The sequence below is a fragment of the Streptococcus infantis genome (assembly GCF_019929665.1).
GTDB lineage: Bacteria > Bacillota > Bacilli > Lactobacillales > Streptococcaceae > Streptococcus > Streptococcus infantis_H.
Genome location: NZ_JAHZPZ010000001.1, coordinates 431,780 through 450,135, shown reverse-complemented (window position 1 = coordinate 450,135; position 18,356 = coordinate 431,780). Strand labels below are relative to the sequence as shown.

Below are 18,356 nucleotides of genomic sequence, written 5' to 3'. Positions count from 1 at the left end.
AATCACACAAGGATAGAACATTCATCACTATTTTAATAAAATCAAAAGAAAGAGATTTGTAATGGAAACTTACTACAAAGCCATTAACTGGAATGCTATCGAAGATGTCATCGATAAATCAACCTGGGAAAAACTAACTGAACAATTTTGGTTGGATACACGTATTCCCTTATCTAATGACTTAGATGACTGGAGAAAGTTATCAAATCAAGAAAAAGACTTGGTAGGAAAAGTCTTTGGCGGTTTGACACTTTTGGATACCATGCAGTCTGAAACAGGGGTAAATGCTCTTCGCGATGATATTCGTACTCCTCACGAAGAAGCTGTTTTTAACAACATCCAATTTATGGAATCTGTCCACGCTAAATCTTATTCTTCTATTTTCTCAACCTTGAATACCAAGACTGAGATTGAAGAAATCTTTGAATGGACTGATACAAACCCATATCTTCAGAAAAAGGCACAAATCATCAATGAGATTTACCTTAACGGAACACCACTTGAAAAGAAAGTGGCTAGTGTATTCCTTGAAACCTTCCTCTTCTACTCTGGTTTCTTCACTCCACTCTACTATCTAGGAAATAACAAGTTGGCAAACGTTGCTGAAATCATCAAACTCATCATTCGGGACGAGTCAGTACATGGAACATATATTGGTTATAAATTCCAACTTGGTTTTAACGAATTACCAGAAGAAGAGCAAGAAAAATTAAAAGACTGGATGTACGACCTTCTTTACACACTTTATGAAAATGAGGAAGGTTATACAGAGAGTTTATATGATGGTGTTGGTTGGACTGAAGAGGTTAAAACTTTCCTTCGCTACAACGCCAATAAAGCTCTTATGAATCTAGGACAAGATCCTCTCTTCCCTGACTCAGCTGACGATGTAAACCCAATTGTTATGAATGGAATTTCAACTGGTACATCCAACCACGACTTCTTCTCTCAAGTTGGTAACGGATATCTACTTGGTGAAGTTGAAGCTATGCAGGATGATGATTATAACTACGGATTAGACTAATTAAAAAATATAAAAACATCTGAGTTAAAAATAAACACAGATGTTTTTTGTTTTTGTTTATTTTTGTTTTATTTAAGTTGCTTGGATGTTTAAAATGTGATAAAATGATATTGGATATGGGGGTGATTCAATGCTAAAACAAGAAAAACTAGATGTGATTTTAGAGATTGTCAATACAAGAGGAACCATCACAGTCAAAGAAATAATGAATCGTTTAGATATTTCTGATATGACTGCTCGACGTTATCTGCAAGAGTTAGCTGACAAGGATCTACTTGTTCGAGTGCATGGAGGTGCTGAAAAACTTCGTTCTGGTTCTCTATTAGCAAATGAACGCTCGAATGTCGAAAAGCAAGGTCTTCAGATTGCTGAAAAACAAGAAATCGCAAAGTTTGCTGGTCATTTAGTCGAAGAAAGAGAAACGATTTTTATCGGTCCAGGTACTACTCTTGAGTTCTTTGCGCGTGAACTTCCAATAGATAATATTCGTGTGGTAACAAATAGCCTTCCTGTTTTCATTATCTTGAATGAACGAAAACTGACTGATTTAATTTTGATTGGTGGAAATTATCGTGAAATCACCGGTGCCTTTGTCGGAACCTTAACGCTCCAAGATATCGAAAGTCTTCAATACTCTAAAGCTTTTGTTAGTTGCAATGGTATAAAAGATCATGCTATCGCTACTTTTAGCGAGGATGAAGGTGAAGTCCAAAAGCTAGCATTAAATAATGCTAATAAAAAGATTCTTCTTGCTGACCACAGTAAATTTAATAAGTTTGATTTTTATACTTTCTATAATATCACTGATATTGATACGATTATTTCAGATTCAAAACTTAGCCAAGAAACCCTAAAAACTTTGTCTAAACAAACAAAAATTATTAAATCGACACCTTAAAAAGTCTCACCATTGGTGAGACTTTTTTTATCGTTAAATCTACTCAATAAGGCCTGTTTCAGCTACTTTCTTATACCAATGAGCTGATTTCTTAGGATAACGTTCTTGTGTATCGAAATCAACGTAGAAGAGTCCGTAACGTTTTTCATAACCATTGGACCATGAGAAGACGTCCATGAGTGACCAGATGAAGTATCCTTTGACGTTTGCACCATCGGCAATCGCATCAGACAATACTTCCAAATGTTGTTTCACATAATCAATACGGCCATCATCGTAAACAGTGTTGTCCACAAATTCATCTTTGTATCCAAGTCCGTTTTCTGTGATATAGATTTTCTTGTAGTTTGGATAGTCTTTCTTGACGCGCATGATTTGGTCATACAAACCTTGAGGATAGATAATCCAGTCCCAGTCAGTGCGAGGTACATAGTCAGGAGCTACACGACGACCAACACCTTTGATTTGGTATTTGGAGCTTCCTTTTTCACCTTTACCATTATGAATGATCTCTGTTTCGCCATCAAAGGCTTCCATCCAATCACTCATGTAGTAGTTAATTCCAAGGAAATCATTCAGGTCTTTAGCTGCTTCAAGTGCCACAAAGTCTTCGTCTCGAAGATCCAATTCACCACCATTAACTGAAAGAATGTGGTTTACACCTTCCATTGTTGCATCTGAATAGTGTCCAAGATAGGTTGCATCCAAGATAAATTTGTTGTGGATGATATCTTCCAACTCAGCAGCACGAACGTCTGCAGGATTTTTAGGATCCAATGGATACTTAGTTGGAAGGGCGTGAACAACCCCGATTTCACCTTCATACCCTTTGTCTTTATATAATTTCACAGCACGCGCATGAGAAACCATCATATTGTGGTGAGATTGGAAGACTTTGGCAAGGTCATACTGAATCCCTGGAGGGAATTTTCCTACTAAGTATTGACCATCTCCGATTGGGCCAATTTCATTGAAGGTTGTCCAGTAGTTGACTTCTGGGAATTCTTCAAAACAGAAGGCTGCATAATCTACAAAGTGTTCGATATTCTCACGATTCAAGAAATCTCCATTTGAGTGAAGCGCTTCAGGTGTATCAAAGTGGTGAAGAGTTACAAATGGTTCTACATGACGTTTATGACATTCTGCAAATAACTTATGATAGAATTCTACCCCTTTCTGATTGACTTCGCCATATCCAGTTGGAAAAATCCGAGACCAAGCAATAGAAATACGAATTCCGTTTACGCCATATTCTTCAGCCAACTGTAAGTCTACTGGATATTTATGGTAGAAATCACTTGCTGGTTCAGCAGTATACCAATAGTTGTCTGCTAAGTATTTGTCCCATGCAACAGGTCCTTTACCGTCAGTATGGGTAGCTCCTTCTGCTTGATAGGCGGCCGTTGCCCCACCAAAAATAAAATCTTTAGGAAGTGTTTTTGTCATTTTTTCACCTATTTCTTGATTGTATAAAATGAAAAGTGAGTGGAGAGGAGTTAGTGAGCCATCCATCTCCATCTCACTTCTTGTTCCAAGCCACCGTATTGTGACATGAGGAGGTAAAAACGATATATTTTTACCGACGAATTAACAAGGCGATTAGGAAAATCGCCATAGCGATTTCCGCTACGATAGGAGACTGTTTCACAGTCCCTATCGTTAATCGAATTGATCCTGAACGAAGGCCAGAGCGCCTTTACCATCACGAGTCAACTTAATGTATTGAGCTCCTTCAGTCTTAGCCAATTTGATGCCTAGTTTATCTGTTTCAGCCTTCATATCTTCGAAGTTGGAAGCAACCTGAGGCGCCAAGATAACAAGGTCAAATTCTGGCAACATTTCACGGTGGGCTCCATAGCCACCTGCTGCAGCTTTAACTGGAACTTTATACTCTTCTGCGGCTTTATTCAAAGCATTGGCAAGAAGACCACTTGTTCCTCCACCCGCACAAAGAACAAGGACGTTTGTTTCTTCAGTAATTGTATTTTGTGCTGATTCCACTCCAGCTTTTGCAAGAATAGCATCTGCTTTTGCAGTGTTAAAGTTTGCAGCTACTTTATCTTTTAATTCATCATTAGCTTTACCTGAACGTTCTTCTTCAAGAATTTGTTCATCATAAACCTTGAGGAATGGATAGTAGATAACAATATCTACTACAATTAACAATGCTGCAAGAGCGAATGATAAGAACTGGAAGTTTGTACCAAGAACAATACCAAGAGGTCCTGGTGTAGTCCATGGAAGGTTGGCAGTAAATGAGTTCATGCCAAGTGTTTCAATAAAGAACTTAAAGATCCATACGTTTGCAATTGGTGCAAAGATGAATGGGATAAAGAAGATCGGGTTCAAAACAAGTGGTGCACCAAACAAGATTGGTTCGTTTACACCAAAGAATGTAGGAACTACTGAAGCGCGTCCAATAGCACGATTTCGTTTCGATTTACATAACCACATAAACATGAATGGAACCACAAGAGTTGCCCCTGTACCACCCATAGTAACGATAAACATTTGTGTACCAGATGTAAGGATCTTATCAGCGTGCATACCTTGTTGAAGGAGGTTCAAGTTGACTTCAGCATTGGCATAAGTGATCGCTGCAATCGCAGGCTCAACGATAGATGGGCCGTGAATACCAATAAACCAGAAGAATGCAAAGGCACCGAAAATAATCGTAATACCAACATAACCGTCTGCTGCTGAGAATAGAGGCGCAAAGAATTTACCGATTGATTCTGCTACGCTTGCACCAACAAAATGACGAGCAAGTAAGTCAAGACCGTATAGGGAAACGACAGAAAGCGTAAATGGAATAACATCTTTAAAGACCTGTGAGATATTTGGTGGAACTTCATCAGGCATTCGAATAGTAACATTATTCTTCACACAAACCTTATAGATTGCTACAGTCACAAAGGCTGCTAGAAAAGCTGAAAGCAAACCTTTTGTTCCGAGGAAACCTGTTGCAAAGCCCCCTTCAATTGGGTCAGCTGCCAACATCAATAACCCAACAATAGCAGCTAATAGAGTTGACATATAGTTGATTTGGTTAGTTTTTTCCATGCTACGGTTAACAGAGTCTGTTAAAGATTTAGCAGTTGTACCAGCAACCAAAAGTGCGAGAATACCCATTGAATAGCTATAAGGTTTCATCAATAGTGCCACTACATCATCTGACCACTGGAATCCCCATGAATTAGGCACAAAGGCAATCAAGATAAAAATACTTGAGAATAGAATGACTGGCATTCCTGCGATAAATCCATCTCGAATAGCACGAAGATAGATATTACGAGATAGTTTTTCAAAGAAAGGTTTTCCTTTCTCGATATAGGCAATTAACTTATTCATTATTTAGCTCCTCTTTTATAAAGTTCAATTAAATGATGCATCAAATCTTTTAGCAAGATTGTTGTCATCAGGTGATCTTGGCCATGCATCATGGTCACGCTATAGGCTAAATCCTCACCAGTAGCTTCCTTAGTCAATAGACTTGTTTGGGCGTGGTGGGCCTCAGCAATACAGCTACCAGCTTCCTCTACTAGAGCGTCCGCTTTTGCAAAATCACCAGCTTCAGCAGCCTTCAAGGCTTCCAATAGTTTCGAACGAGCATCGCCAGCATAGGCAACAATCTCAAAACCTAACAATGTTACTTCTTCTCTATTCATGATAGATTTCTCCTTATATAATTTTTAGTAATATTATGACAATAAACGTTGAATATGTAGAACAAGGTAAACTCGTTCACTCTTATAAAGGTCAACACCCGTTTCCTGTGCAATAACTTCATAAATTTTACTACCAATCTCGAATGCTTCTGGATAGGTATTTTTTATATGCTCCTCCATATCGAGCAAGGATTGATTATCATCCCGACTTCGATCAAGGTAATCCAAGAAATAATTTAGATGAATCATAAAACGATCGTAGAAATTATTATTTTCTTGGGTTCTTTGAATGTTATAGCTCCTGAGAAGACTCTCAACCTTCTTTATGATTTCCTTTCTCTTATCAATAGCTTCTGCAACTTCTACCTCATTCTCACCCTCGGCATTAATAAAGTGGTAGGCTATTCTTTTTATTTCATCCTTTGGTAAATTACCAGATAGTTTACTATTATAGATTTCAAAAGACTCTTGAGCTATTTGAAAAGCAATAGGATACTCCTTTGAAATATCAGGTAAATTACTATCCTTATAACGTCCTTGGCTAATCGCTTGATAAGAACAATAGATATGGTCTGTCAAGGTTACGTAGAGGTACTCTTGAATAGGATATTGGTATTTTTTTGAAAGATTATCGATAATTTCATAAGTAACGGTAATAAAGTCTAACGGAACATCCTTGAGTAGAGTCATAAAATTTTCTCGAGATTCTTCAGTCTTCATCCGAAAGACTTTTTCAACCTGATCCTCAGAAATCAAATCTCCCTTCTTCTTACCAAACGAAATACCCTTACCAACTACGATCAACTCCTCTCCCTTGCTATTCCGCACAAGAGAAACATTGTTATTCATTGGATTTAATATCCGATACATGTCGACCTCCTTGTTCTGTCATTTAAGAGCTAGAATATAAAAAATGACCACAAATGACCCTGAAAATAAATTTCTGAGTCATCTGTGATCATGCCTAATATTACTTAGTAACACTCACTCTTATTAACTTGTGACTTAAGTATAGCACAAGATTTTTATTTTGTAAACCTTTACATGCAACTTTTTTTAAAAGTTTTTAGCTGGGTTTTGACATAAAAAGGGTGGAAATTTACACACGTTCAGTCCATGAAGTTGCTGTTGTTTTAAGAACTTTGTTGAGTTCATCGATGTTCTCAAAACCAGTTGTACGAAGCCATTCGCGAGCAGCTGCTTCACCGTCTTTGATATAAGCTTCAACTGATCCAGCCCATGTTGCACGTCCACAAAGAACACCATTGAAGTTTGCACCTGATTCGTGGGCAAATACAAGAGTTTCTTGGAAGAGCTTAGCTGATACACCTGCACTCAAGTAGATGTATGGCAAGTTAGTAGCTTCGTCTTGAGCTTTAAAGAAGTCTGCTGCTTCTTCACGTGTGTGAACGATTTCGCCATCGCCAAATCCTTCAACGTATTTCACGTTAACTGGAACTTCCACTTTCAAGACATCGATATTAAAGCGCGGGTCTGAGAAGACCTTCATAGCACCGATAACCTTGCGTGGTTTTACTTTAGCGTATTCTGCAGAACCTGCATCCGCAATCTTTTCATCGTAAGCTAAGATTTCAAGGAAGAATGGAATATCTTCAGCTACACACTCAGAACCAATACGTTCAATGTAGGCTTGTTTTTGTTGGTTGAGTTCGTCAGAGCTATCAACGTCATAGTAAAGCAAGAACTTAACCGCATCTGCACCTTGTTCCTTGATACGTTTTGCAGACCAAACGTCCAAGCAGTCTGGCAAGCGTTTTGTACTTGTTGTATCGTATCCTGTTTTCTCATAAGCAAGGAGAAGACCAGCATTTGGATCAAGAGCTTTTGTAGCTGGAAGTCCGTACTCAGGGTCAAGTAGCATAGATGAAGCATATTTAGTCAATTCATCTGCAACCAATACTTTAAGTTCTTCCATTTGAGCAACTGTTGGCTCTTCTGTTTGGTATTGAGCCATGAGGCGTTTCAAAGCACCACGTTGGTCAAAGGCGAGAGCTGAGATGATACCATTCTCATCAGAGAGTTTTTGCATACAAGCGCGTTTATTTTCTGTTAAAACCATTTTATACCTCTTTTACAATTAATTGGTCATATAGACCTTGATAGTTGGCCATATTGACATGACCGGTCATTTTTTCTTGAGCATTAAGCATACCAAGGACATTTGCCTTGATCAACAGTTCTTGATCCGTTTCGTTATGGAAAAGACCTGAAGCAATACCTGCCACTGTAGAATCTCCAGAACCGACTGGATTTACTACTTGAATTCTTGGAATATCTACTTTGTAGAAAGTGTTACCGTGTTTAGCGAATGCTCCGTTAGCACCTAAGGAAACGATAATCCACTCGATTCCATCAAATAGTGGTTCTTGAAGGACTTCTTTTAATTCATACAAGTCTTTAGAAATTTCTCTTCCCAAAAGTTGAGATAATTCTTCATTATTTGGTTTGATAACTGTTGGCTTATGAGGAGATTCAAGAACCGCATGAAGTGCAGCGCCTGAACAGTCCAAGACAACAGGTTTACCAGCTTGATTCGAAAGTTCAACTAAACTAGCATAGTAATCAACTGGAAGTCCTGCAGGTAGACTACCTGAAATGGCCACTACCTCTACAGTCTCTAAAAGTTCTTTGAAATGAGCCAAGAAATCTTGACCTTCTTTTTCTTGAACTTCAGGACCTTTTTCTAGGATTTCTGTTTGGTTTTCTCCATGTAGAATTGCGATACAGTTACGGGTTTCACCTTGAATAGAGAAGAAACGTTTGCTTACTTTATCATCAATATTCTCTACTAAAAAATCACCAAGTTTACCACCGACAAGTCCTGTTGCGACTACGGAGTCACCAAATTCTGATAGGACACGAGTAACGTTAAGACCTTTACCACCGGCCGTCTTAGTTACATCCACCACACGGTTGACAGTGTCAATTTTCAATTCATCCAAAGGATAGGAAATATCAATGGATGGATTCATTGTGACTGTTAAAATCATAAGTCACCTCTTAGTCGTGGTATTCACCGCGATCCCATTTTTCAAGGAATTCTGTAAAGAAGTTGGCATCAGTTTGATGATCGTTATGAGTCTCAACGTGTTGGATTTTAGCGATCAATTTTTTGTTTTCTTCTGATGGTTTGTATTCAGCGTTGATGAAAGCTTCAATGATATCACACATGAGCAATTCACCAGTTATTTTACCACCAAATCCGATTACGTTGGCATTCAATTGTTCTTTTGCATATAGAGCTGTTGTCATATCGCGAACCAAAGCAGAACGAACACCAGGAACCTTGTTAACAGCATTATTAATACCTACACCAGTTCCACAGATACATACACCAAGATCAGCTTGGCCACTAACTACTGCTTCACCAACTTTTTTACCAAAGATAGGGTAGTGGGTACGAGCATGGTCATAAGTACCAAAGTCGATAACTTCGTGTCCTTTTGATTTCAAAAATTCTGAAACAGCCATTTTTTCATTTGTTACGATGTGGTCACATCCGATTGCAATTCTCATTTTATCTTACCTTTCTTTCAATATCAAAATTAGCACATTTTGTTCAACATGTCGACACGGATTTGGTGACGACCGCCGTCGTATTTACCATTTACAAAGCCTTTAGCAATGTTTTTAGCTAATTCATCACCAACAAGTTGAGCACCCATCGTAATCATACGTGAGTTGTTGTGACCGCGAGTCATATAAGCTGAACGTTCATCAGAAACTTCTGCAGCAACCATTCCTTTGATTTTAGTAGCAACCATAAACGGACCTGCACCATAAGCATCAATGACGATACCAAGGTTTTGTTCTTCTTTCTTAACTTCTTCCGCAACTGCTAGAGTTACATCAACAAAGTCTTGACCTTCTGCTGTAACATCCACTACGTGGAAGTTTTCTTTTTCCAAGAAGTCTTTTACAACTTCTTTCAATCTTAAACCTGCAGCATCTGCACCAATAACAATAGCCATATTGTATACTCCTTTTTTATAATAGACCAGTAAAACTTTTTGATTCTAGCCCAAAAGAGAACTTTCTCAAATAGTTACTAGTAGTTTTGTTGACAATAATTTAAATTAAGAACAAATATCTTATTTGTTTCTTAATAAGCTTTCTTCAGAGAAAAGCCAGAACAGTAATCTTGTTAAAATAAACACAAATTGTTCTTTATAAACATAATATACTACTATTAGTTGGAAAAGTCAACATTTTATGTTTGTTTTTGTTTATTTTTTTATAAAATCTCGATATCAAATCCAATCTGATCAAAATCACAAGGTTTTATAATCTTAACATCTTTCTTATCTTCCAGTCGATCTCCTTCTTCTATTGAAGTAGACAAACCTGACCATGGTTCCAAGGCAATAAAAGGCCCTTTATTAAGAGTTGACCATACGATTAAATTTGGAAACTCTTTAAAATGTAGTTTCAAACCTTTATCATGTTTTCGTGAACGCAAAGCTACTGTGCGAGATTCCAACTCATCTAATGTCACAGCATCATAGCTAAAGAAGTCATAATTCAAGTCTATTTCTTTTTGATTGTTTAACCAAGAATTTCTATCTTTGAAATCCAACATTCCTGTTTCTGGGAAAGGTTTTGGAACTGTACATGTTTCTGGCTTTTCAAATTCAAGATAGTAATCTTCATATACCTCGTCATCTAGTAAGGGACAGTTAAAACCAGGATGCCCACCGATAAAATATGGCATACTCTTTTCTGATTCTTTATTATAGATTTTATACTGAGTACGTATGGTTTTCCCAGTCACTGTATAAGTGATTTCTAAACGAAAATGATAAGGGTAATTTGCATACATTTCTTCATCGTCTTCGATAGCGAATGTAACAGAATTATCTGTTTGTTCTACTAATGTAAATTCTTTTTTTCTTACTAGACCATGTCGAGGAATTTTTCCTTCTTTTTGACTACCATCTTCTTGATCATATAGGACCGTATCATTTCTAACCGAGCCACAAATTGGGAATAATACAGGAGCTTGTCCACTCCAATAAGTTGGATCTCCCTGCCACAAATACTCTACACCATCCTTGTCCTTTATAGAAGAAAGTGCGCCACCAAGTGTTTGAAACTGAACATATAATTGATCTGATTTTAATTCAATCACAAGTCTTACCTCCAATTCTCTAAAAAAACTAGGCTGACTGCTCCATAGTGGAAACTGACAACCTAGTTTTTACAATTTACATTTTTAGGAGCAAATTATTTTGCGTTTGCTGCGTATTCTTCGTTACGTTTGATCATTTGTTTTCTGTACCATGCGAAAATACCGATATAGAAAGTAAGGAAGATTACTGCACCAATAATTGCTTTGATATCACCTGTTGTAGTGTTACCAATTGTCCAACCAAGAAGTTTTTCGATTGGTCCTTCAAGTGTTGAGTGAGTGATCAATTGAGTTTGGCTCACACCTTCTGGGAAGGCACCTACACTTTTAGCAAGATCTGTTGCAAATGGTGCGATAAGTGTACCTGAAAGAAGGAAGAGTGGCAACAATAGTGTTCCGAAGATAATCATACGGAGCAATTTACCACGAGTAACTACCAAGAGAGCTGGAGTTACACCCATTGCGATGATACCAGCAAGTGGCAAGATACCATTTCCGACATTTGAAAGAAGCACTGCTTCAATCAACATGATTGGTGCAAGTACGTTGGCACAAGCCCAGATTTCAGCACGACCAGCGATAAATGGCCAGTCAAGACCGATGTTGAATTTACGTCCTTGAAGACGTTTAGTAGCAACGTTTGTAATACCTTGTGAAAGTGGTTCTACGGCTGCGATGAACCATGAACCGATCAATGAGAAGAGCTCCAAGCAGACACCGGCAGTCAAACCAAGTGACAACCAACCTTTAATAACTAGTTCCCATTTATCAGCACCTTCAACACCAGCAACTGGATGTGGAGTTCCCATCAAACCGATAACGATACCAAGGATGAAACCGATGAAGAATTTAGATCCCCAGAAACCGATTCGTTTGTTCAATTTAGCAGCGTCAAAGTCGTATTTATCAAGACCTGGGAAGAATTTATCAAAAATCTTATCCAAAACCATGATAACTGGGTTCATCATGTAGTTCATGTGAGTTGAAGTCATTGGTGATGAACTTGGTGCGTTAAGAAGATCATCAAATGTTGGTTTCATCAAGTCAGAGTTGATGATTTTAAGAACCCCTACAAGAACAACTGCTGCAGTCGCGATGAAAAGAGAAACCCCTTGACCAACTCCACTCTTGTCAGCATACCATTTAATCAAAAGACCTGTAATAGACAAGTGCCAGATATCGAAGATATCAACGTCAAGTGTGTCTGTTTTCTTCATTGCAAGCATTACAATGTTGACAATCAACATCACAAGCAAGAAGTAGAGTGTCCAGGCAGAACCCCAAGTGATTGTAGCAAGTGGTGCCCAACCAACGTCGGTGATGTTCAATTGAATACCAGTATTTTCAACGAATTTTGCAAGAGAAGCTGAGAAAGCTCCGTTAAGCATTCCGATGATAGCACCGATACCAGTAAGCGCGATGGCAAGTTTAATACCACCTTCAAGTGCTTTGGAGAATTTCACTCCAAATAGTAAAGCCAATACTGTCAAAATGATCAGCATGATGATTGGGCCACCCATATCCAAGATTGGCTTGAATACTTTATTGGCCAACTCAATAATGAAATCCATAATTTTTCCTCCCTTTATTTTTATGGAAAATTACAAAATAATAATTAACTTAATCCGTGTTCTTTAATTGCTGCTTCAATATTGTCATAAACTGGAGCACTCATCGCTGGAATACGGAATAAGATAGGTCCAGCTTCTACTACTGGGATACCAGGGTCAAAACCTAAGTCTGTTGCAGCAATTGGTGTGAAGATATCATAACCTTTAATCAAGTCTTCGTTGACATCTTTAACCATAACTGCGTCACACTGTACGTCGTATCCACGGTTAGATAGCTCTTCTTCTAGAGCGCTTTTAATTTGGTGGCTTGAGTTAACACCTGCACCACATGCAGCAAGAATTTTAATCATTTGGATTTCCTCCGATTTTTATTTACTATTTATTTATGAATTTAAGCAGTTGCTTCTGAGATATACTGGAACAAAGCTTCTGGTTCTGTAATCTTAGAAAGTGCTTCTAGATGACCATTGCCTGTAAAGAAGTCCATCAATTGAGCAAGAATATTAGTTTGACTCGAACTTGAATTATTGATGATAAAGAAGAGTAATGATACTTCTACTTCCTTGTCAGGAGCAATCATGTTGTGGAATGTTACTGGTTTCGCTAAGCGAACCACAACAACGTTTTCAGTTAAATTATGAATCGTGTCTGTGTGAGGGATTGCTACATTCGGCAAGTCCTTCCCAAGAAATTCCATATCTAAACCGGTTGGGAACATTTTTTCACGTTCAATCAATGCCGATCGATAGGTATCCGTAACAACTTTCTTTTCTTCCAATAGGGTCGCAACTTGATCAAATAGTTGCTCTTGATTATCTGCTTCTAAACAAAAAACTAAGTCTTTGCTGAAGAAATGATCTAATCCCATGACCTTCTCCCTTCATATTTAACTTTTATGATAAAAGTATAACACTATATGAAACCGTTGTCAATATTTTTTTGTTGTATTTTGTTTGATTTTTATTTTTTTTGTTTGATTTTAAACAGCAAATAATTTTAAATAGTTTTAAAAAAAGATAGAAAAAAACAGGACATACATCCTGTTTTTTTTATATTAATTATTTTTCGTAGTCCAACTTTGTTCAATCAATGGAAGCATATCCTTTAAAACTTCAGGTGTTCCTTCTAGAGAAACGTATCTAAACTTACCATCGTCTGATTTAAAGATCCAGATCACTAAATATTTACCATTTTTAGCAATACAGTTTACGACATAGGCGTCATAACCACCAATTTTTGACTTAGATCCCCAAACTTTAGAGAAATCCTTGCTTTGTTGTTTAGTTTGATAAACACTAGTAGAGACTTGAACAGCATCAAGAGCAGCATATTCACTTTCACTAACACCAAGGTGCTCTGGTTTAAAAGTATTTAGGGTTACGATATTGATGTCCGTTCCATCACAGTACTGAATATCATCACCACCCTCAACTTCTGTAAAATGAATCCATGATTTTGGCACTTTTACGTAGCCATAAGCATCTGACCCAATTACCTGTGTATCTTTAATTGTTGATTCGGCTACAGTTGTTGTTTCTTGAGCAGTGGTAGTTTCCTGGACTGTTGTTGTATCTGAGGCTACTTCTTTTTTAGATTTTGAAGTATTACAAGCAGCGAGGCAAAGGCAACACACTAAAAGTGTAGATAAGCTGACGATTTTTTTCATAATCCTTCTCCTTTCACTTCTATTCTAATGAATGAAAAGATAAGTGTCAAAAGATAACTGTATTAGGAATCAATTATTCTTCATCCATACTCAAGACACTTAGGAAGGCTTCTTGAGGAACTTCTACTGATCCGATAGCTTTCATACGCTTTTTACCAGCCTTTTGTTTTTCAAGAAGTTTACGTTTACGCGAAACATCTCCTCCATAACATTTGGCAAGAACGTTTTTACGAAGAGCTTTGATATCTGTACGAGCTACAATCTTGTGTCCAATAGCTGCTTGGATTGGAACTTCAAACTGTTGACGTGGAATGATTTTCTTGAGTTTATCAACGATGAGTTTCCCACGTTCATAAGCAAAGTCCTTGTGAACGATAAAGCTGAGTGCATCCACCTTGTCTCCATTGAGAAGGATATCCATTTTCACTAGCTTAGATGGGCGATACTCTGACAGTTCATAGTCAAAACTTGCATAGCCACGTGTTGAAGATTTGAGCTTGTCAAAGAAATCAAAGACAATTTCAGCAAGTGGAATTTGATAGATAACATTGACACGATTATCATCGATATAGTCCATCGTGACAAAGTCACCACGTTTGCGCTGAGCTAGTTCCATAACAGCTCCTACAAATTCCTGTGGTACCATGATTTGTGCTTTAACATAAGGTTCTTCAATAGTTGCAATTTTAGTAGGATCAGGAAACTCGGATGGATTCGATACATCCATAGACTCACCATCAGTCTGATTGACCTTGTAAATAACAGATGGTGCAGTCATAATAAGATCAATGTTAAATTCCCGTTCTAGACGTTCTTGGATAACATCCATATGTAGAAGTCCGAGGAATCCACAACGGAAACCGAATCCAAGAGCTTGCGATGTTTCGGGTTCAAACTGAAGACTAGCATCGTTCAACTGCAATTTTTCAAGGGCTTCACGAAGGTCATTGTATTTATTTGACTCGATTGGATAAAGACCTGCGAAAACCATCGGATTCATCTGCTTGTATCCAGATAGGGGTTCTGAAGCAGGGTTTGCTGCCAAGGTAACTGTATCACCGACACGAGTGTCTTGAACAGTCTTGATAGATGCTGCAATATAACCAACGTCACCTGTCGCAAGGAAGTCTCGTCCCACTGCTTTGGGTGTGAATATTCCAACCTCAGTAACATCAAAGGTTTTGCCATTGCTCATAAGTTGAATCTTATCACCTGGCTTAACAACTCCATCCATGACACGAACTTGGAGGATAACGCCACGATAAGCATCGTAAACTGAGTCAAAAATCAAAGCTTTTAATGGTGCTGATACATCACCAGTTGGTGCTGGAACTTTTTCTACAATTTGCTCTAAAATATCTTCAATTCCAATCCCAGCTTTTGCTGAAGCTAATACAGCCTCACTAGCATCCAGACCGATGACATCTTCAATTTCTGTACGCACGCGCTCCGGATCTGCCGCAGGTAAGTCAATCTTATTAATAACTGGAAGGATCTCCAAATCATTATCTAAGGCAAGGTAAACGTTAGCTAATGTTTGAGCCTCAATCCCTTGGGCAGCATCAACGACCAAAATGGCTCCCTCACAGGCAGCTAGAGAACGCGATACCTCATAAGTGAAGTCCACGTGTCCTGGTGTGTCAATCAGGTGGAAAATATAGGTCTCGCCGTCTTTGGCAGTATAATTAAGCTCGATGGCATTTAGTTTGATAGTAATTCCACGCTCCCTCTCAAGGTCCATACTATCTAGAAGCTGAGCTTGCATTTCACGACTAGAAACCGTCTCTGTAGCCTCTAAAATACGGTCCGCCAATGTTGACTTCCCATGGTCAATATGCGCGATAATGGAAAAGTTCCGGATCTTCTCCTGACGTTTTTTCAATTCTTCTAAATTCAAGATTCTCTTCCTTTCAGGGTATCTATTAATTATAAATTGTTTTTATGTTTTTGACAAGACCATAATACCCTGTAGAGAGTATTAATCTTCAGCAATAAAGCCGTCATTTTCGATGAAATAGTGGTCTGTCATACCTTGGTCAGTAAAGACAATTCCATGAAGGACACCACCATAGACAGCTCCTCCATCCATTCCGATTTTTCCATCTTCTGTTATCCAAAGTTCTGCAGTTCCTGGTTTTTGTTCCAAAAGTCCATAGACTGGTGTATGCCCAAAGACAATTGTTTTCCCTGTATGATTAACTGCTTCGTGGAATGGTTTTCTGAGCCAGACTTTCTTGTAATCTGTAGTTTCATGCCAATCATCCAAAGTTAAATCAATTCCTGCATGAACAAAGATATACTTATCTGTTTCAATCACGAAAGGCATTTGTCGGATAAAAGCAACCAAGTCTGCTGCTTCATTTTCTACACGCTTAGCATCTGCTACTCCATCTACTGGTGCATCCAGTGGACGCCCCAAAATAGAATTAATAGTTGTATCCCCACCATTACGACGATAGTGGTCATAGCTTTCTTCAGGATTATCCAACCAAGTCAAAAACATGTACTCGTGATTTCCTGAAATGCAAATCGCTCCTTGATTTTCTACCAAGTCTTTGACCATTTCAAGGACACGACGACTATCTTCTCCTCTATCAATCAAATCTCCAAGAAAGAGTAATTGAGTCTTACCATCCCATGTTTTTAGAAGGTCTTCAAGCATTCCTGCTTTCCCATGGACATCTCCAATAACATAATAGTCTGTCATTTATTTCTCCTTACTTTGTAACAATTCTCTCGCTTGACTAAGTGCTGCTTCAGTTACATTCTCCCCTGCCAACATCTTGGCAACTTCTTCTACTCTTTCTTCAACTGTCAACAAGCGAACGGTTGAAACGGTTGAATGCTCATTGCTAATCTTTTCAATAAAGAACTGATAATCTGCGATTGCAATGACTTGAGGAAGATGAGATATAGCCAATACTTGACCATTCTGACCAATTTTATGAATCTTTTGAGCGATTGCTTGAGCTACACGACCTGAAACTCCTGTGTCCACTTCATCGAATACAATACTGGTCTTACCTTCCTTACGAGAAAAAGCAGACTTAATCGCCAACATGAGGCGAGACAACTCTCCTCCAGAAGCTACTTTAACCAATGGTTTAAAGTCTTCTCCAGGGTTGGTGGAGATGTAAAATTCAACACTTTCATTTCCTTCACGAGTAAACTTACCTTTAGTAAATTGAACCTGAAATCGAGCCTTATCCATATAAAGGTCTCTGAGTTCTTGCTGAATCTCAATTTCTAATTGTTGAGCTAAGTTATGTCGAGCAGATGCAAGCTTAGTTGCTAAGTCAACTAGACTTACTTCCAATTTTTTGAGTTCTGCTTCCATATCATCTGAAGATAAATTATTGCCAGTCAGAAGGTTGTATTCTTCTGTGATTTTAGCAAAGTACATCAAGACATCGTCAACATTCCCACCATACTTACGTGTAATGGCGTGAAGGAGATCTAAACGGATTTCAATCTGCATCAAGCGATTACCGTCGAAATCTAAATCTTCGATAATATCTTCTAAACGCTTAGTGACATCCTCTAAAACATAGTAGGATTCAGATAGAGAGGACGATATTTCACGGTACTCTGCATCATAGTCTTCTAAACTTTCCATATCATTCATAGCTGAACGCACATTAGCTAGACTTGAAAATTCTTCATTATCTAACATTGTATAAGCGTTAGTCAACGTATCAGCAATATTTTTATGATTTAGAAGTTTATCTCGTTCTTGGTTTAGTTTGAGGTCTTCACCTGGCTGTAAGGACGCAGATTCAATTTCAGCCATCTGAAATTCCAACATTTCAATACGAGCCTTGTGCTCTTCTTGATTTTTCTTAATCTCAAGAAGTTGCTTGCGCATTTTACGATAAGCATCAAAGTTTGTCTGATAGGCTTGCTTCAGTTCCAGAAAATCTGCATCACCAAAACCATCAAGCATCTGAATATGCAATTGGGGACGCATTAACTCTTCTTGATCATGTTGGCCATGGATATCAACCAGATACTGTCCAATTGAGCGAAGAACAGATAGATTAACCATCTGTCCATTGACACGACTAACACTACGCCCGTTTTGTAAAATCTCACGACGGATGATGATTTCATCACCTAACTCTATTCCTTGCTCATCAAAAATCATTTGCAAAGCATGACTATTTTCAACCGAGAAAAGACCTTCGATTTCAGCCTTAGGAGCACCATGACGAATGACGTCCGTTGTAGCTCTTGCTCCCAGCATCATATTCATGGCATCGATGATGATAGACTTCCCAGCACCGGTTTCCCCAGTCAGAACTGTCATTCCCTTCTCAAAATTAAGTGAAATAGCCTCAATGATGGCAAAGTTTTTAATTGAAATTTCAAGTAACATAAGGT

The 18,356-nt window shown here is 38.2% G+C and carries 18 protein-coding genes; 2 read left to right on the top strand and 16 right to left on the bottom strand.

Annotated elements, in window-relative coordinates; genetic code table 11:
- The first annotated feature begins 61 nt into the window (after nt 1-61).
- Together nrdF and K1I61_RS02130 are read left to right on the top strand one after the other, a co-directional pair.
- Nucleotides 62-1,024: a class 1b ribonucleoside-diphosphate reductase subunit beta gene (gene nrdF, locus K1I61_RS02135; RefSeq protein ID WP_036757519.1), complete on the top strand. Its 963-nt coding sequence runs from the start codon at nt 62-64 to the stop codon at nt 1,022-1,024.
- A gap of 130 nt (nt 1,025-1,154) precedes the next feature.
- Nucleotides 1,155-1,922, top strand: coding sequence for a DeoR/GlpR family DNA-binding transcription regulator (locus K1I61_RS02130; RefSeq protein WP_006151600.1), 768 nt, complete (start codon nt 1,155-1,157; stop codon nt 1,920-1,922).
- Nucleotides 1,923-1,961: 39 nt separating this feature from the next.
- Here the strand turns inward: K1I61_RS02130 and lacG are convergent, their stop codons facing one another.
- From lacG to recN, 16 genes are all read right to left on the bottom strand, one after another.
- Nucleotides 1,962-3,368, bottom strand: a complete 1,407-nt coding sequence (gene lacG / locus K1I61_RS02125; protein ID WP_317627977.1) for a 6-phospho-beta-galactosidase — start codon at nt 3,366-3,368, stop codon at nt 1,962-1,964.
- Nucleotides 3,369-3,581: 213 nt separating this feature from the next.
- Nucleotides 3,582-5,273 (bottom strand): lactose-specific PTS transporter subunit EIIC, encoded by a 1,692-nt coding sequence (locus K1I61_RS02120; RefSeq protein WP_223332995.1) that lies wholly within the window; start codon nt 5,271-5,273, stop codon nt 3,582-3,584.
- Nucleotides 5,273-5,590 (bottom strand): PTS lactose/cellobiose transporter subunit IIA, encoded by a 318-nt coding sequence (locus K1I61_RS02115; protein ID WP_223332994.1) that lies wholly within the window; start codon nt 5,588-5,590, stop codon nt 5,273-5,275. The genes K1I61_RS02120 and K1I61_RS02115 overlap by 1 nt, the downstream gene beginning before the upstream one ends.
- Nucleotides 5,591-5,623: 33 nt before the next feature.
- Nucleotides 5,624-6,460 (bottom strand): PRD domain-containing protein, encoded by an 837-nt coding sequence (locus tag K1I61_RS02110; protein WP_223332993.1) that lies wholly within the window; start codon nt 6,458-6,460, stop codon nt 5,624-5,626.
- A gap of 229 nt (nt 6,461-6,689) precedes the next feature.
- Nucleotides 6,690-7,670 (bottom strand): tagatose-bisphosphate aldolase, encoded by a 981-nt coding sequence (gene lacD, locus K1I61_RS02105; RefSeq protein ID WP_006148581.1) that lies wholly within the window; start codon nt 7,668-7,670, stop codon nt 6,690-6,692.
- A 1-nt stretch (nt 7,671) separates the two neighbouring features.
- Nucleotides 7,672-8,601, bottom strand: a complete 930-nt coding sequence (locus tag K1I61_RS02100) for a tagatose-6-phosphate kinase (RefSeq protein WP_223332991.1) — start codon at nt 8,599-8,601, stop codon at nt 7,672-7,674.
- 10 nt (nt 8,602-8,611) lie between these two features.
- Complete coding sequence (gene lacB / locus K1I61_RS02095; RefSeq protein ID WP_001216925.1) at nt 8,612-9,127, bottom strand: galactose-6-phosphate isomerase subunit LacB; 516 nt, start codon at nt 9,125-9,127, stop codon at nt 8,612-8,614.
- Nucleotides 9,128-9,156: 29 nt separating this feature from the next.
- On the bottom strand, nt 9,157-9,582 hold the full coding sequence (gene lacA / locus K1I61_RS02090; RefSeq protein WP_006148584.1) for a galactose-6-phosphate isomerase subunit LacA: 426 nt from the start codon (nt 9,580-9,582) through the stop codon (nt 9,157-9,159).
- A gap of 263 nt (nt 9,583-9,845) precedes the next feature.
- On the bottom strand, nt 9,846-10,739 hold the full coding sequence (locus K1I61_RS02085; RefSeq protein ID WP_223332989.1) for an aldose 1-epimerase family protein: 894 nt from the start codon (nt 10,737-10,739) through the stop codon (nt 9,846-9,848).
- Between the two features lie 95 nt (nt 10,740-10,834).
- Nucleotides 10,835-12,310 carry a PTS galactitol transporter subunit IIC gene (locus tag K1I61_RS02080; protein WP_223332987.1) on the bottom strand — a complete coding sequence of 492 codons (1,476 nt, stop codon included), beginning with the start codon at nt 12,308-12,310 and terminating at the stop codon, nt 10,835-10,837.
- 44 nt (nt 12,311-12,354) lie between these two features.
- A complete protein-coding gene (locus K1I61_RS02075) occupies nt 12,355-12,660 on the bottom strand; it encodes a PTS sugar transporter subunit IIB (RefSeq protein WP_006148587.1) in 306 nt (101 codons plus the stop codon).
- 41 nt (nt 12,661-12,701) lie between these two features.
- Nucleotides 12,702-13,178: a PTS sugar transporter subunit IIA gene (locus tag K1I61_RS02070; RefSeq protein WP_006148588.1), complete on the bottom strand. Its 477-nt coding sequence runs from the start codon at nt 13,176-13,178 to the stop codon at nt 12,702-12,704.
- A gap of 186 nt (nt 13,179-13,364) precedes the next feature.
- Complete coding sequence (locus K1I61_RS02065) at nt 13,365-13,976, bottom strand: hypothetical protein (RefSeq protein ID WP_036757544.1); 612 nt, start codon at nt 13,974-13,976, stop codon at nt 13,365-13,367.
- 73 nt (nt 13,977-14,049) lie between these two features.
- Nucleotides 14,050-15,873 (bottom strand): translation elongation factor 4, encoded by a 1,824-nt coding sequence (gene lepA, locus K1I61_RS02060; RefSeq protein ID WP_036757546.1) that lies wholly within the window; start codon nt 15,871-15,873, stop codon nt 14,050-14,052.
- An 81-nt stretch (nt 15,874-15,954) separates the two neighbouring features.
- Nucleotides 15,955-16,683, bottom strand: coding sequence for a metallophosphoesterase family protein (locus tag K1I61_RS02055; protein ID WP_036757547.1), 729 nt, complete (start codon nt 16,681-16,683; stop codon nt 15,955-15,957).
- Entirely contained in the window at nt 16,684-18,351 is a 1,668-nt protein-coding gene (gene recN, locus K1I61_RS02050) for a DNA repair protein RecN (RefSeq protein ID WP_223332986.1), read from the bottom strand.
- Nucleotides 18,352-18,356 lie beyond the last annotated feature (5 nt).

Coding starts and splice junctions, on each gene's coding strand:
- nrdF (WP_036757519.1), top strand. CDS start 62: ATGGAAACTTACTACAAAGCCATTAACTGGAATGCTATCGAAGATGTC.
- K1I61_RS02130 (WP_006151600.1), top strand. CDS start 1,155: ATGCTAAAACAAGAAAAACTAGATGTGATTTTAGAGATTGTCAATACA.
- lacG (WP_317627977.1), bottom strand. CDS start 3,368: ATGACAAAAACACTTCCTAAAGATTTTATTTTTGGTGGGGCAACGGCC.
- K1I61_RS02120 (WP_223332995.1), bottom strand. CDS start 5,273: ATGAATAAGTTAATTGCCTATATCGAGAAAGGAAAACCTTTCTTTGAA.
- K1I61_RS02115 (WP_223332994.1), bottom strand. CDS start 5,590: ATGAATAGAGAAGAAGTAACATTGTTAGGTTTTGAGATTGTTGCCTAT.
- K1I61_RS02110 (WP_223332993.1), bottom strand. CDS start 6,460: ATGTATCGGATATTAAATCCAATGAATAACAATGTTTCTCTTGTGCGG.
- lacD (WP_006148581.1), bottom strand. CDS start 7,670: ATGGTTTTAACAGAAAATAAACGCGCTTGTATGCAAAAACTCTCTGAT.
- K1I61_RS02100 (WP_223332991.1), bottom strand. CDS start 8,601: ATGATTTTAACAGTCACAATGAATCCATCCATTGATATTTCCTATCCT.
- lacB (WP_001216925.1), bottom strand. CDS start 9,127: ATGAGAATTGCAATCGGATGTGACCACATCGTAACAAATGAAAAAATG.
- lacA (WP_006148584.1), bottom strand. CDS start 9,582: ATGGCTATTGTTATTGGTGCAGATGCTGCAGGTTTAAGATTGAAAGAA.
- K1I61_RS02080 (WP_223332987.1), bottom strand. CDS start 12,310: ATGGATTTCATTATTGAGTTGGCCAATAAAGTATTCAAGCCAATCTTG.
- K1I61_RS02075 (WP_006148587.1), bottom strand. CDS start 12,660: ATGATTAAAATTCTTGCTGCATGTGGTGCAGGTGTTAACTCAAGCCAC.
- K1I61_RS02070 (WP_006148588.1), bottom strand. CDS start 13,178: ATGGGATTAGATCATTTCTTCAGCAAAGACTTAGTTTTTTGTTTAGAA.
- K1I61_RS02065 (WP_036757544.1), bottom strand. CDS start 13,976: ATGAAAAAAATCGTCAGCTTATCTACACTTTTAGTGTGTTGCCTTTGC.
- K1I61_RS02055 (WP_036757547.1), bottom strand. CDS start 16,683: ATGACAGACTATTATGTTATTGGAGATGTCCATGGGAAAGCAGGAATG.
- recN (WP_223332986.1), bottom strand. CDS start 18,351: ATGTTACTTGAAATTTCAATTAAAAACTTTGCCATCATTGAGGCTATT.